Genomic DNA, 14,430 nt, shown 5'->3' with positions numbered 1-14,430 from the left:
AGCGTTCATGGCCGTTGCCATCGACCAACCGGTTACCGATTTCCAGGCGCCCGCCACCAGCGGGCACACCGTCAGCCTCGCGGCCCTTAAAGGCAAGCAGGTGGTGATTTACTTCTATCCCAAGGACAGCACCCCGGGGTGCACCACCGAAGGCCAGGGTTTTCGTGACCAGTACGCCCAGTTCCAGGCTGCCAACACCGAAGTGTTCGGCGTATCGCGCGATAGCCTCAAGTCCCACGAGAACTTCAAGTGCAAGCAGGAGTTTCCGTTCGAGCTGATCAGCGACAAGGACGAGGCCGTCTGCCAGCTGTTCGACGTGATCAAGTTGAAAAAACTCTACGGCAAGGAATACCTGGGCGTTGATCGCAGCACGTTCCTGATCGACAAGGATGGCGTGCTACGCCAGGAATGGCGCGGCGTGAAGGTGCCGGGGCATGTGGATGCGGTGTTGGCGGCGGCGCAGGCTCTGAATCAGGCCTGAAGTTTTTTGTTACCTGTTCTGGCGCTATCGCGAGCAGGCTCGCTCCCACACTGGATTTTCGGCGTTAACAAATCCCCTGTGGGAGCGAGCCTGCTCGCGATGAGGCCACCCGCCTCACCGGATAAGTAGCGGCTGCTACAGCAACGGCGCCACCACCGGCTCACGGCTCGGCCACGCATCCAGCACAGCCTTGAACAGTGTTGCCAGGGGAATGGCAAAGAACACGCCCCAAAACCCCCACAGCCCGCCAAACAGCAATACCGCGCAGATGATCACCACCGGATGCAGGTTCACCGCCTCGGAGAACAGCAGCGGCACCAGCACGTTGCCATCAAGCGCCTGGATGATCCCGTAGACGGCCATCAGATAAATGAACTGATCGCTCCATCCCCATTGGAACAGCGCGATCAACGCCACGGGCACGGTCACCACCACGGTCCCGACATACGGCACCACCACCGAAATGCCCACCAGCAGCGCCAGCAATGCCGCGTAATTGAGCCCCAGGGCCACGAAGCCGATGTAGGTCACGCCGCCGCAGATGAAAATCTCGATGACTTTTCCGCGAATGTAGTTGGCGATCTGGCGATTCATTTCCTGGGCCACCCGGGTGATCAGCGCCCGCTCGCGAGGCAGATAGCCACGGACCCAGCGCCCGATCATTTCCCGATCCTTGAGAAAGAAAAACACCAGGATCGGCACCAGCACCAGGTAGATCATGATGTTCACCAGAAGCGGCAGGCTGGACAAAGAAAACGTCAGCGCCCACTGGCCGAACTTGCCGATCTGGCCGCGCACCACCTCTATGGCCTGCAGTACCTGTTCATCGGACACCAGATGCGGATAGCGCTCCGGCAACAGCAACAACAGCGACTGCCATTTGACGAGCATCCCGGGCAATTCATTGAACAAGGTCACCAACTGATGCCAGAGCAGCGGCATGATCACGACGACGAACACCACCAACAACCCCATGAACAGGGCGAACACCAGCCCTACCGCCATGGCGCCAGGCAGCCGCATCCGTTCCAGTGTCATGACCAGCCCCTGCATCAGGTACGCCAGCACCATCCCTGCCAGCACCGGCGCGAGCATGCCGCCCAGCGTGAGGACTGCCGTGAAGGCCAGGAACAGCAACACTGCCAGCACCACCGCCTCTTCGTCGGAGAAGTAGCGCTGGATCCAGTCGCGTAACACTTTGAACATTAAAAATCCTTAAGGGCCGCTGTTGATTTTCAGGCTTTCTTCAGCCAATAACGGTAGACGCCGTTGTCGTCTTCTTCACGCAGCAGCGTATGACCGGCCAGTCGGGCAAAGGTGCGAAAATCGCGCTGGGAGCCCGCATCCGTTGCGGTCACCTTGAGCACGGCGCCGCTGGCCAGGCGATTGAGTTCCAGCTTGGCCTTGAGCAGTGGTAACGGACAATTCAGGCCGCTGGCGTCCAGTTCGGCATCGGGGGCTACAGCATCGGTCATCGGTTCACTCCGCAGCAGGTCGTTGAGCGACTTAGAATATCTGGTCCCGGGCCTGGTGTCCGGCTACAGTAGGGTCTTTGTCGACTAAGGCTTCGTGCATGACATTTCTGCGCCCCACCCTGCTGACGCTCGCTTGCCTGCTTGCCTCACCGGGCTTCGCCGACGACCTGCCGTCACTTGGCGACGCCAGTTCTGCCATCGTCTCGCCGCAACAGGAGCACCAGTTGGGTCGCGCCTGGCTGGCCTTGCTGCGCAGTCAGGTCTCACAGCTCAACGATCCACAGCTCAAGGACTACGTCGAGTCCAGCGTTTACAAACTGGTGGAGACCAGCCAGGTCAACGACCGACGCCTGGAGTTCATCCTGATCAACAGCCCGCAGCTCAACGCTTTCGCCGCACCAGGCGGAATCGTCGGGGTCAACGGTGGACTGTTCCTCAATGCGCAGACCGAAGGTGAATACGCCTCGGTCATGGCCCACGAACTGGCGCACTTGTCACAACGCCACTTTGCCCGGGGCGTCGAAGCTCAACAACGCATGCAGGTGCCGATGATGGCAGCTCTGCTGGCCGGCATTGTGATCGCCGCCGCCGGTGGGGGTGACGCCGGGATCGCGGCCATTGCCGGCACCCAGGCAGCAGCCATCCAGGAACAACGACGTTTCTCTCGCCAGAACGAACAGGAAGCCGACCGCATCGGCATCCAGAACCTGGAAAAGGCCGGCTATGATCCGCGGTCCATGCCGACCATGTTCGAACGGCTGATGCGCCAGTACCGTTTCGACGCCAGGCCCCCTGAATTCCTGCTGACTCACCCGGTGACTGAATCCCGAATCGCCGACACCCGCAACCGCGCCGAACAGGCAAGGCCAGGTGGCATCGAGGACAGCATGCGTTATCAGTTGATTCGCGCACGGGTCAAGTTGATCTACGAAGAAACTCCGGGGCTGGGCGCCAAGCGCTTCCGGGCGCAACTGGATGAAAATCCGAAGAACGACGTGGCCCGCTATGGCTTGGCGATCGCGCAGATCAAGGGTGGCCAGCTGAATGAGGCCCGGGAAAACCTCAAGCAGCTCCTGGCCAAATCGCCCAACGAGATCATCTATAACCTGGCCCAGGTCGATCTGGATATCACCAGCAACAAGCTGCCAGACGCTCAGGCTCGCGTCGACCGGATGCTGACCCAGTACCCGGGCAACTATCCGCTGAATCAGGTGCGCGTCGACTTGCTGCTCAAGCAGAACCGCCCCGCCGACGCCGAGAAGGCTCTGGAGAACCTGCTCAAGACTCGTCCGGACGATCCGGATGTCTGGTACATGGTGGCAGAGACCCGCGGACTGTCGGGCAACATCATCGGCCTGCACCAGGCCCGCGCCGAATACTTCGCCCTGGTGGGCGACTACCGCCAGGCCATCCAGCAACTGGACTTCGCCAAACGGCGCGCGGGCAGCAATTTCCCGCTGTCGTCACGCATCGACGCCAGGCAGCGCGAGCTCATGGAGCAGGAGCGCATGGTCAAGGACATGATGGGCTGAGTCTTTTCGGACACAAAAAAACCGCCTCTTTCGAGGCGGTTTTTTTTGGGGACAGCTAAGCGATCACTCGGCCAGCTTGAAGGTAATGAAACTCGCACGGCCCTGACGCAGAACCCGCATCGAGACTGAACGATTCTTCGGCAACGCCTTGGCGATGTCGGTGAACTCCTTGGCCGAACCGATTGCCTGGTTGTTCAGGTGAGTGATGATGTCGCCTGGTTGCAGGCCGATCATGGCCGCAGGCCCCTCCTGCACCTCCTTGATCACTACACCACCTTGCAGCTCCAGGGTCCGTTTTTGCTCTGGCGTAAGCTCCGCCACAGCCACGCCCAGACGATTGCTGCTACGTTCCACGCCGGACTTGGCCAGCGAGTCCAGCTCCTTGCCTTCCTCAGGGATGGCGCCGACGGTCAATTCGACGTTTGTGCGCTTGCCTTCGCGAATCACTTCCAGATTAGCCTTGGAACCGGCCTTGAGGGCACCTACCAGATGGGGCAAGTCAGCGGACATGACGATCGGCTGGCCATTCATGCTCAGGATCACGTCGCCCACTTGCAGGCCACCCTTGGCAGCCGGACCACCCTCCTGAATCTGCGCCACCAGCGCACCGGCTGGTTTCTCCAGGCCGAACGACTCGGCCAGGTCCTTGTTCACTTCCTGAATGACCACGCCCAACCAGCCGCGGCTGACCTTGCCTTCGGTTTTCAGCTGATTGGACACGTCCATGGCGACGTCGATCGGAATCGCGAAGGACACGCCCATGAAGCCGCCCGAACGGGTATATATCTGGGAGTTGATCCCCACGACTTCACCGTCGAGGTTGAACAACGGCCCACCGGAGTTGCCTGGGTTGATCGGCACGTCGGTCTGGATGAACGGCACGTAGTTTTCGTTTGGCAGGCTGCGACCGATGGCGCTGACGATGCCCTGGGTTACGGTATGGTCGAAGCCAAACGGCGAACCGATGGCCACGACCCACTGGCCGGCTTTCAGGTTCTGGGATTTGCCCAGCTTGAGCACGGGCAGATCTTTCCCTTCGATCTTCAGCAACGCCACGTCAGAACGCGGGTCAGTGCCGATCAGCTTGGCCTTGAGCTCACTGCGGTCTGCCAGGCGCACCAGGATCTCGTCGGCATCGGCAATCACGTGGTTATTGGTCAGGATGTAACCGTCGGGCGAAATAATGAAACCCGAGCCCAGGGACTGCGCTTCACGCTGACGGCCACCGCCGGGCGAACGCGGTTGCGGCATCCCGCGCTCGAAGAACTCGCGCAACATCGGCGGCAAACCTTCCAGGTCCGGCATCTGCTGATCCATCACCCGGCGTTCCGGCAATTTCTGGGTGGTACTGATGTTCACCACCGCAGGCGAGGCTTGCTCGACCAGCTCAGTGAAGTCAGGCAATTCGACCGCCATAGCGGGAACGGCCTGACCGAGCACAAGCACAGTGGCAAAGATGGAAAGATAGGTTTTCAAGCGTGGTATCGACATACGGCTCCCGTTACGACGAGCGTGGTTAAGCGATATGGAGCAAGAAATACCAGAGGAAGATACGCCGGTATTTTTGTTCCGCAAACAGGCAAGGCCAGAGCCGAGCGGCTCTGACCTATAGAAAAAAAATTGAAGTTTTGCAAATGAAAATACTGACAGAAAGTTTCGGCATTTCGATCAAGTCCCGACGCTGTAAGCCTCTTGCCCAATCGAACCACCCTGGCAGCTATTGAGTCGCCGTGGCATCGGAACGCATGGAGAGCGCGATCCGTTCCGCTGTGCCGATGGGAATTTCGCCGACCACCGTGACCATCATTTCGCCCTGGGGCGTCGTGAGTCGACGCGAAACAGCTGCTGTCGGGCCGAGCTGCGTACGCGTGTCGGTGACGGTCGCGCCGTTCAACGGTTCCAGAAACACCGAGAAACGAGCCAAGCCATCATCGTACATCAGGCTATTGACCTGAACGTTGGTTTCCGGATCCTTTCTCAGCGCACTGCTGGTCAGTTCGAAGCCCGGTGGAAGCCAGTCCGAACGCCATGCAGTTTTCGCCATGGCACTTTTAGCTGGGGTCTGCGCTACTACCTTGCATTCGGCAGTGGCTTGCAGATCAGCGTCGGACGGTGCCGTGATATTCAAACGTGTGAACTGGAAACGCTCGAGCAGCTGGCCCTTGTCATTGAGCAACAGAGACTTGAGCGGCAGGCCGGTCTCTCGGTCCAGATGCAGTTCGAAACCATAACGATGCTGGTCCTTGGGCGTCAGCGCCACAATCACCGCAGGGCGCCCGGCCACGCGCGACTTGCCAATGACGGCAAGATCATACCAATTCTTGAGTTTTTGCGGATCGAGCGCACGTGCCGTGCCTTCAGGCGTATTCCCCACCCCAGCGATCAAGGAGCCGCTTACGCATTGAGTACGTCCATCAATGCGCAGGACTTCCTGTGCCGACCCATCGAGCTGGAGTAACCGCTCGCGGACTTTGCCATCCTGGACACGATGCCAGATGTTATGGGTAGAAAAACTACCGTTACGCTCGTAAACGAAAGTGCCCTGGAAGCTTTGCTGTTGCTCGGCCTGACTCAGACGATTAAGCCAGTCCTGAGCTTCACCGGCATAGGCTGGGATAACGCACCAGCCACCCAACAGAAGCGAAAATAGAGGTATGGCGCGCAATGGTCCTCCTTAGCGGTTTTCCAGACTGGCTGCACGGGCGTAAGGCAGCGCGCTTTCAGTACCTTTCAGGGCTGCTTCCTGGGCATGCTGACGCAGGTAGTTGGGCAGACGCTGATCATGCCAGCCTGGTTGGCCTTGCAGCACACCGTTGGCCATTGGACCGGCGACTTCCGAGCTTTCGCTATAACCGGCCAACACTGCCGGGCCCTTGACCTGTGGAGCGGCCAAGCCAGGCTGATTGGACTGCTGGGCCATTTGCACACCGGCGATCTCATCCTGGTTGTAGAGGCGAACCCCGGCCAGCACGGCCACCGTAACCGAAGCGGCAACCGCAAGACGACCCAGGCTGCGCCAAGGGCTGCGGGAGGCTTTGGCCGGAACAGCTTCATCAGCCAGAGCAGCAGATACAGCCGCAGCGATGTCCAGACGCGGAAGCAGCAGGTCCTTGTGCATGACAGCCCGGGCGATCTGGTAACGAGCCCAGGTCTCACGGGTTTCAACATCGTCGAAGGCATTGAGTACCCGACGCAATTCCAATTCGTCCGCTTCGTTATCCATCACTGCGGACAGCGATTCCTGCAGGGCTTCACGACTCATGGCGTTCCTCTCTTGGCTGTCGCCGCTGTCTCAGTTTTCCTGCAACAAAGGTTGCAGGGCTTTATCGATGGCCTCCCGAGCGCGGAAAATCCGGGAGCGCACGGTACCCACCGGACACTGCATGACGCTGGCAATGTCCTCGTAACTCAGACCGTCGAATTCACGTAAAGTTAGAGCCGTACGCAAATCTTCGGGCAGTTGCTGGATGGTCCGATGGACAGTGCCTTCGATCTCATCCCGCAGCAACGCTCGTTCCGGTGATTCAAGATCCTTGAGGCCGTGATCGCCATCATAGAACTCTGCATCTTCAGAACTCACATCGCTATCCGGCGGCCGGCGGCCGCGTGAAACCAGATAGTTTTTCGCCGTGTTAATGGCGATGCGGTAAAGCCACGTGTAAAACGCGCTATCTCCGCGAAAATTACCAAGCGCACGGTAAGCCTTGATGAAGGCTTCCTGAGCAACATCCTGGGCTTCATGGGTGTCGTGCACAAAACGCACGATCAACCCGAGAATTTTGTGCTGGTATTTCAGCACTAGCAGATCGAAAGCTCGCTTGTCGCCGCGTTGAACGCGCTCGACCAGTTGCTGATCCTCTTCCTGGGTTAGCATGAACACTCCTCGATAAGCTCGAAGGAGGCTTGCATTACTAATCGACCGGGCTTGCAACCATAGACTCGGGCTTTTCGCAAAAGTTCTCCCCTCCAAGCAAGTTTCCGGCGCGCTCTGATCCGGCACGCACGAAAAACGCAGCACGAGATTCCCCGGCTGCGCGAATAATCTGTCGCCGGGCCTGTCGGCAAAGATTCAAATCCTAATCTTGCACCAACCCGACGCTGTTCCCTTTTGCAGACAACCGTCTATTGAACCCAGTCGCTCGGCAAAAGTTCCAACTATTTATAGCCTTGTGTGTGGAACATCGAGCAACCCTGACGAGATAAACAGCCTTTCATCCTCGAAACGGTCGCCTTGTCGCCCATCCACCAAAATCGTGATCCGACGAAGCGTCACGGTTGTGTCATTCTGGTTTCACATTGCCATGAATACGCCGCTATTGTGCCGATCCCCCTCTCTATATACTAGTGGGCTGCATGGCTGCCTGACCCCATTGAAACGGATGTCTTGCGCCAACCCCGACCCGGGTCGTTTTGAGCGGAAACCTTTCGAATGAGCCAACAGTTCCAACACGATGTTCTGGTAATCGGCAGCGGCGCCGCCGGATTGAGCCTGGCGTTGACACTGCCTGAGCATCTGCGCATCGCAGTACTGAGCAAAGGCGACCTGGCCAACGGTTCGACATTCTGGGCCCAGGGTGGCGTCGCGGCCGTGCTGGATGACACCGACACTATTGAATCGCATGTCGATGACACCCTCAATGCCGGGGGCGGCCTGTGCAATCCAGAAGCCGTGCGTTTCACCGTCGAGCACAGCAGGGAAGCCATACAGTGGCTGATCGACCAGGGCGTCCCCTTCACGCGTGACGAGCAATCCGGTACCGAAGACGGTGGTTTCGAGTTTCACCTGACCCGCGAGGGCGGTCACAGCCATCGGCGCATCATTCACGCTGCCGACGCCACCGGTGCGGCGATTTTCAAGACGTTGCTGGCCCAAGCCCGCCAGCGGCCCAATATCGAGCTTCTGGAGCAACGCGTCGCGGTCGATCTGATTACCGAAAAACGCTTGGGCCTAGACGGTGATCGGTGCCTGGGTGCCTACGTGCTCAACCGTGGCACCGGGGAGGTCGACACCTACGGCGCCCGCTTCGTGATCCTGGCCTCCGGCGGTGCCGCGAAAGTCTACCTTTACACCAGCAACCCCGACGGCGCATGCGGGGACGGCATTGCCATGGCCTGGCGTTCAGGCTGCCGGGTGGCGAACCTGGAATTCAATCAGTTCCACCCCACATGCCTCTACCACCCGCTGGCCAAGAGTTTCCTGATCACCGAGGCCCTGCGCGGCGAAGGTGCTCACCTGAAACTTCCTAACGGCGAGCGTTTCATGCAGCGCTTCGATTCCCGCGCCGAACTGGCGCCCCGGGATATCGTCGCCCGGGCCATCGACCACGAAATGAAGCGCCTGGGCATCGACTGCGTCTACCTGGACATCAGCCACAAGCCCGAAGCATTCATCAAGAGCCATTTCCCCACGGTGTACGAGCGTTGCCTGGAGTTTTCCATCGACATCACCAAGCAACCGATTCCGGTGGTGCCAGCGGCGCATTACACCTGCGGCGGGGTGATGGTCGACCAACAGGGGCGCACTGACGTACCGGGCCTGTATGCCATTGGCGAAACCAGCTTCACCGGCCTGCACGGCGCCAACCGCATGGCCAGCAACTCGTTGCTGGAATGTTTCGTCTACGCCCGCTCGGCGGCAGCGGACATTCTTGAGCAATTGCCGCAGATCGCCGCCCCATCCGCCCTGCCCTCGTGGGACGCCAGCCAAGTCACCGACTCAGACGAAGATGTGATCATCGCTCACAACTGGGACGAACTGCGGCGCTTCATGTGGGACTACGTTGGCATCGTGCGCACCAACAAACGCCTGCAGAGGGCGCAGCATCGGGTGCGGCTGTTGCTGGATGAAATCGATGAGTTCTACAGCAACTACAAGGTCAGCCGCGACCTGATCGAGTTGCGCAACCTGGCCCAGGTCGCTGAACTGATGATTCGTTCAGCCATGGAACGCAAGGAAAGCCGCGGGCTGCACTACACGCTCGACTACCCGGGCCTGCTGCCCGAAGCGTTGGACACTATCCTGGTGCCGCCCACCTACGCCGGCTGAACTTGAGCCGAACCCGCAGGCGCCGATGCAGATCCGGCGCCAGCGCATCGCGGGGCACACACAGCGAGCGGACCCGCCACTCCCCCCGCAGGCGAAAACGCAGCACGATAATCATCGGCAACGCCAGGCTGTCAGGGCGCAATTGCACCGCCTGCCAGCCAGATGCCCTGTTCCACAGCTGCCAGCCATCGGCGTCACGACGCAACCGGCAAAAAGCCTGATGGTGGGTCAACAATAGATGCCGCGGTAGCGTCCAGGCACCATGGGCCAGGCACAGCAGCACGCCGAGGCTGATTAACCAGAACGGGACGGACAACAGCAACAACGAACCCAAGGCAAAGGCCTGGGCCAGGAGATAGGCCGCCAGCAGTTGCCCGGAAGCCTGCCAGCGGCATTCAAAGCGATTACTTGGGCTGGACACGGTCCAGAATCATCCGAACCATGCGCTGCAGCTCCGGGTCTTCGGATTCGCTGCGTTCCATGAACCAGCCGAACATGTCCTGATCCTCGCACTCGAGCAGACGCACGTAGCACGCACGGTCGACGTCGTTAAGGTGGGGATAAACTTCTTTCACGAACGGCACCAGCAACACGTCAAGCTCAAGCATGCCGCGGCGGCTGTGCCAGTAAAGGCGATTCAGTTCAACATCTTCGACCATGGAGCGCTCCTCAAATAGAGCGCAAGTATACAGGCCCCGCCGCGATGGAACAGACGGCTCGGGTCGGGCACCACCGATCCTTTGTGAACTACCCATTTCAAGGGCGCCCCCTTATGATGTCCACCAGACTTTTTACCCTGCGATGACCCATGGCTGATTCCGCTTTTTTCTGCACCCTGTCCCACGAAGGCGTTCTCGCGGTCCGCGGCGTGGACGCTGGCAAATTCCTGCAAGGCCAATTGACCTGCAACCTCAACTACCTGAGCGAAAGCCGGGCCAGCCTCGGTGCCCGCTGCACCCAGAAGGGCCGGATGCAATCGAGTTTCCGCATCCTGCTCGAAGGCGATGGTGTACTGATGGCAATGGCCAGCGAATTGCTCGAACCGCAACTGGCGGACCTGAAAAAGTATGCCGTGTTCTCCAAATCCAGACTGACCGATGAAAGCACCGCCTGGGCTCGCTTCGGCCTGGAGAACGCCGACACGGCGCTCGCAGCCTTGGGCCTTGAGCTGCCGGCCGAGACCGACAGCGTCGTTCGTCATGATGGCCTGATCGCCATTCGCGTCTCTCCGAACCGCGCCGAACTTTGGGCGCCCGCCGAACAGGCCGACCCGCTGTCAGCCCGGCTGCGCGAACAGTTGACCGAGGGCGAGCTGAACCAGTGGCTGCTGGGTCAGATCCGCGCCGGGATCGGCCAGGTCATGCCGGCTACCCGCGAACTGTTCATTCCGCAGATGCTCAATCTGCAAGCCGTCGGCGGCGTCAGCTTCAAGAAAGGTTGCTACACCGGCCAGGAAATCGTCGCCCGCATGCAGTACCTGGGCAAACTCAAGCGGCGCCTGTATCGGCTGCAAATGGATGCCGGTGAACTGCCCGAGCCTGGCACTCCCTTATTTTCACCCACGCACGGCAGTTCTATCGGTGAAGTGGTGATGGCCGCTCACGCCGAACGAAACATTGAACTGCTGGCAGTGGTACAGGCCGAAGCTGCAGAAGATGACAATTTGCACCTCGGCGCGCTGGAAGGCCCGGGCCTGCAATTGCTCGACCTGCCTTACGAACTGGACCGCGACCGCGAAATCCAGCGCTGATCGCAGCATTTTGTCGTAATACCCTAGAGAAACGAAATGAGCGATTTGGCGGATAAGGTCCAACGGGATTTGGTGGAGGCCATCGATAACGATGACCTGGTTCTGCCAACATTACCGGAAGTGGCCCTGCAGATTCGCCGGGCCGCCGAAGACCCGGAAATCAGCGTCAGCAACCTGAGCAAGGTGATTGGTCGTGACACGGCGCTTTCGGCGCGCCTGATAAAAGTGGTCAACAGCCCACTGCTGCGTGCGACCCAGGAAGTCACTGACCTGCACACAGCCATCACCCGGCTGGGAGTCAACTACAGCAGCAACCTGGCCATCGGCCTGGTCATGGAGCAGATTTTCCATGCCCGTTCCGAAGTGGTGGAACAGAAGATGCGCGAAGTCTGGCGTAAAAGCCTGGAAATCGCCGGTGTCTGCTATGCGTTGTGCCGGATCTATACGCAACTCAAACCCGATCAGGCCGCGCTGGGTGGGCTGGTGCATCAGATCGGCGTACTGCCGATTCTCACCTACGCCGAAGACAACAATGAATTGCTGTCTGACCCGGTCAGTCTCAATCACGTCATCGAGACGATTCACCCGGTGCTGGGAGACAAGTTGCTCAGTGTTTGGGAGTTTCCAGAAAGACTGGTGAAGCTGCCGGGGCTGTATCTGGACTTCACCCGAGATTCGAAGCAACTCGATTACGTCGACCTGGTGCAGGTTGCTGCGTTGTATTGCTACAAGGACTCCGACCACCCTCTGGGCAGGATCGATGCCTTCGGGGTACCGGCCTTCAATAAGCTGGGCATCGACCCGGAAAACAAAGCCCGGTGCGCGGAGATCGAAGAAGCGCGGTCGATGTTTTATTAAGCAACCAGGCTCAAGCCCCCGAACTTGAGCTCAGGCACTGAACCTGTGGCGAGGGGATTTATCCCCGCTGAGGCGCGAAGCGGCCCCTGGCGTTCTGTCTGATACACCTAAATCGCCAGTTTGGGGCTGCTTCGCAGCCCAGCGGGGATAAATCCCCTCGCCACAATAGGGCTTGGCTCGGGTTCAATCGGAACCGGGGATAAAGCTCACCCTAACTTTCAAACCACCCTCCTGCCCATCATGCAGCGTGATTTGCGCCAGGTGCGCACGGCAGATTTCACCGACGATCGCCAACCCCAGACCCGAACCGGCCACTTGCTGATTGCGTCGATAGAAGCGCTCGAACACGCGGTCTCGCTCATGCGGCGGGATGCCCGGCCCGTCGTCCTCGACCTCAAGCACCGCAGGCGCTGTGACCCGCAGAATCACATTGCCGCCCGATGGGGTATGGGCCAGGGCGTTGTCCACCAGGTTGCTCAACAACTCGTTCAACAAGGTCGGCTCACCTCGCAGCCATACCGGTTCGTCGGCTTCCAAAGCCAACGCCACGCCACGGGCATGGGCCAACGGGGCCATGGCCATACCCAGCTCCCGTGCCAATTGGCTGAGATCAAGCAACTGCGCGCCGCCCTCGGCGATGGCCCGGGCACCATTTTCGACACGCGCCAGGGACAGCAACTGATTCGCCAGATGGGTCAACCGATCCGTGCCTTGGGCCGCGGTTTCCAGGGTTTCACGCCAGATTGCCGGCTCGCTGGCGCGTAGCCCCAGCTCAAGCCGGGCCTTCAGCGCAGCCAAAGGCGTGCGCAGTTCATGGGCGGCGTCGGCGATGAATTGCGCCTGGCGCTCGAATTGCCCGCGAAGACGCTCGGTGAAATGGTTGAGGGCCCGCACCAGTGGCCAGAGTTCATGCTGGACCTCCACCAGGGGCAATGGCCGCAAATCATCCGGCTGACGCTCCTCCACCGCCGTGCGCAAGCGCTCCAGGGGGCGCAAGGCGGCACTGACGGCGAACCACACCATCAGAAGCGCGCCCACCGCCAGCATACCCAGGCGCAACAGTGTGTCGGCCATCAAGCCGCGGGCCATGCTGATCCGCGCCTCTTCGGTTTCCGCCACGCGAATCTCCGCCATGCCGTTCATGTTCGGTTCACTCACCGCCTTGAGCAGGCTCACCACCCGCACATCCTGCCCCTGATAGCTGGCGTTATAAAAGCGCGCCAGGGCCGGGTAATCGTCGGTACGCGGCGTACCGGGCGGGGGACCTGGGAGGTTTTCGTAGCCGGAAATCAGCTTTTGGTGGATGTCATTGACCTGGTAGTAAATACGCCCGGCGCTGTCGTAGGCAAAGGTATCCAGGGCCACGTAAGGCACATCCGCGCTGAGGCTGCCGTCGCGTTGCGACAGGCCGGCGGCGATGGTCCGGGCCGAGGCCAGCAGCGTGCGGTCGTAGGCCGTGTCCGCGGCTTCGCGACCGTTCCAATAGGCACTCAGGCCACTGGCGAGCATCAGTACCACCAACAGCAGTGCCAGGTTCCAGAGCAGTCGCCAACGTAAACTGTCGGGCTTATGCATCGCGGGTTTCCAGCAGGTAGCCGAGGCCACGGAATGTCACGATCGCCACGGCATGGCCGTCGAGTTTCTTGCGCAGGCGGTGGACGTAGATTTCGATGGCATCGGGGCTGGCCTCTTCGTCCAGGCCGAACACCTGGGCCGCAAGCTGCTCCTTGCTCATCACCCGCCCTGGCCGGGCGATCAACGCCTCCAGCACGGCCTGTTCGCGGGAAGTCAGGGTCAGCAATTCGTCGTCGAGGGTGAAGCGGCGGGTGTCCAGGTCATAAATCAACCCACCACAGCGCTGCTGGCGTTCGCCCCCCAATACGCTACGGCGCAACAGTGCCTTGACCCGAGCCTCCAGCTCCGTGAGCTCGAACGGCTTGGCCAGGTAATCGTCAGCGCCCAGGTTCAGACCATGGACCCGGTCCTTGACGTCGCTACGGGCAGTCAGCATCAACACCGGCAAGGTCTTGCCGCGGGCCCGCAGCCGGGCCAGCACCTCGAAACCGTCCATGCGTGGCAGCCCTACATCAAGAATCGCGACCGCGTACTCCTCGCTGCTCAAAGCCAGGTCGGCCGCCACCCCGTCGTGCAGCACATCCACGGTCAAACCGGTGCTCTTGAGCGCCTGGGCTACACTTTCGGCCAGCTGGAGATGGTCTTCGACGAGCAGGACACGCATTGGATTTCACCTCGATTCAGGGATGGTCGGCACCATTCTGTGGCGCGGA

At 60.2% G+C, this 14,430-nt stretch carries 15 protein-coding genes; 5 read left to right on the top strand and 10 right to left on the bottom strand.

The genetic code is table 11. The annotated features are described in order from the left end of the window. Positions 1-7: 7 nt before the first annotated feature. Complete coding sequence (locus MKS85_RS17470; protein WP_139050915.1) at positions 8-481, top strand: peroxiredoxin; 474 nt, start codon at positions 8-10, stop codon at positions 479-481. 135 nt (positions 482-616) lie between these two features. Here MKS85_RS17470 and MKS85_RS17465 read toward each other — a convergent pair whose 3' ends face one another. Beyond that, positions 617-1,687, bottom strand: coding sequence for an AI-2E family transporter (locus MKS85_RS17465; RefSeq protein ID WP_139050916.1), 1,071 nt, complete (start codon positions 1,685-1,687; stop codon positions 617-619). A 29-nt stretch (positions 1,688-1,716) separates the two neighbouring features. Then, positions 1,717-1,956, bottom strand: coding sequence for a sulfurtransferase TusA family protein (locus MKS85_RS17460; protein ID WP_047227968.1), 240 nt, complete (start codon positions 1,954-1,956; stop codon positions 1,717-1,719). A gap of 98 nt (positions 1,957-2,054) precedes the next feature. Between MKS85_RS17460 and MKS85_RS17455 the strand changes: the two genes are divergently transcribed. Next, positions 2,055-3,488 carry a M48 family metalloprotease gene (locus tag MKS85_RS17455; RefSeq protein WP_076385958.1) on the top strand — a complete coding sequence of 478 codons (1,434 nt, stop codon included), beginning with the start codon at positions 2,055-2,057 and terminating at the stop codon, positions 3,486-3,488. A 63-nt stretch (positions 3,489-3,551) separates the two neighbouring features. Here the strand turns inward: MKS85_RS17455 and MKS85_RS17450 are convergent, their stop codons facing one another. From MKS85_RS17450 to rpoE, 4 genes are all read right to left on the bottom strand, one after another. Continuing rightward, positions 3,552-4,979, bottom strand: coding sequence for a DegQ family serine endoprotease (locus MKS85_RS17450; protein ID WP_047227970.1), 1,428 nt, complete (start codon positions 4,977-4,979; stop codon positions 3,552-3,554). Between the two features lie 226 nt (positions 4,980-5,205). Then, positions 5,206-6,153: a MucB/RseB C-terminal domain-containing protein gene (locus MKS85_RS17445; protein ID WP_139050917.1), complete on the bottom strand. Its 948-nt coding sequence runs from the start codon at positions 6,151-6,153 to the stop codon at positions 5,206-5,208. A gap of 9 nt (positions 6,154-6,162) precedes the next feature. Next, the gene (locus MKS85_RS17440) at positions 6,163-6,750 is read right to left on the bottom strand and encodes a sigma-E factor negative regulatory protein (protein WP_047227972.1); all 588 of its coding nucleotides are present in this window, start codon (positions 6,748-6,750) and stop codon (positions 6,163-6,165) included. Between the two features lie 30 nt (positions 6,751-6,780). Beyond that, positions 6,781-7,362, bottom strand: coding sequence for an RNA polymerase sigma factor RpoE (gene rpoE, locus MKS85_RS17435; RefSeq protein ID WP_003172477.1), 582 nt, complete (start codon positions 7,360-7,362; stop codon positions 6,781-6,783). A gap of 555 nt (positions 7,363-7,917) precedes the next feature. On the opposite strand from rpoE, the gene nadB reads away from it, so the two are divergent. Beyond that, entirely contained in the window at positions 7,918-9,534 is a 1,617-nt protein-coding gene (gene nadB / locus MKS85_RS17430; protein WP_047227973.1) for an L-aspartate oxidase, read from the top strand. Here the strand turns inward: nadB and MKS85_RS17425 are convergent. Both MKS85_RS17425 and MKS85_RS17420 read right to left on the bottom strand, forming a co-directional pair. After that, positions 9,503-9,955 (bottom strand): protein YgfX, encoded by a 453-nt coding sequence (locus MKS85_RS17425; protein ID WP_160891828.1) that lies wholly within the window; start codon positions 9,953-9,955, stop codon positions 9,503-9,505. The two genes, nadB and MKS85_RS17425, sit on opposite strands and share 32 nt — an antisense overlap. Next, positions 9,939-10,193 carry a succinate dehydrogenase assembly factor 2 gene (locus MKS85_RS17420; protein ID WP_007930227.1) on the bottom strand — a complete coding sequence of 85 codons (255 nt, stop codon included), beginning with the start codon at positions 10,191-10,193 and terminating at the stop codon, positions 9,939-9,941. Before MKS85_RS17420 ends, MKS85_RS17425 begins: the two co-directional genes overlap by 17 nt. 149 nt (positions 10,194-10,342) lie before the next feature. Between MKS85_RS17420 and MKS85_RS17415 the strand changes: the two genes are divergently transcribed. Together MKS85_RS17415 and MKS85_RS17410 are read left to right on the top strand one after the other, a co-directional pair. After that, the gene (locus MKS85_RS17415; protein WP_310663040.1) at positions 10,343-11,284 is read left to right on the top strand and encodes a folate-binding protein YgfZ; all 942 of its coding nucleotides are present in this window, start codon (positions 10,343-10,345) and stop codon (positions 11,282-11,284) included. A 36-nt stretch (positions 11,285-11,320) separates the two neighbouring features. Continuing rightward, positions 11,321-12,142, top strand: a complete 822-nt coding sequence (locus MKS85_RS17410; RefSeq protein WP_047227976.1) for an HDOD domain-containing protein — start codon at positions 11,321-11,323, stop codon at positions 12,140-12,142. A gap of 183 nt (positions 12,143-12,325) precedes the next feature. Here MKS85_RS17410 and MKS85_RS17405 read toward each other — a convergent pair whose 3' ends face one another. Both MKS85_RS17405 and MKS85_RS17400 read right to left on the bottom strand, forming a co-directional pair. Next, the gene (locus MKS85_RS17405) at positions 12,326-13,717 is read right to left on the bottom strand and encodes a sensor histidine kinase (protein ID WP_047227977.1); all 1,392 of its coding nucleotides are present in this window, start codon (positions 13,715-13,717) and stop codon (positions 12,326-12,328) included. Next, the gene (locus MKS85_RS17400) at positions 13,710-14,381 is read right to left on the bottom strand and encodes a response regulator (protein ID WP_047227978.1); all 672 of its coding nucleotides are present in this window, start codon (positions 14,379-14,381) and stop codon (positions 13,710-13,712) included. The genes MKS85_RS17405 and MKS85_RS17400 overlap by 8 nt, the downstream gene beginning before the upstream one ends. Positions 14,382-14,430 lie beyond the last annotated feature (49 nt).

This window comes from Pseudomonas sp. JL2 (genome assembly GCF_031570495.1).
Classification (GTDB): domain Bacteria; phylum Pseudomonadota; class Gammaproteobacteria; order Pseudomonadales; family Pseudomonadaceae; genus Aquipseudomonas; species Aquipseudomonas rhizophila.
The sequence above is the reverse complement of the archived record's forward strand: the minus strand, read 5'-3'. Positions and strand labels throughout refer to the sequence as shown.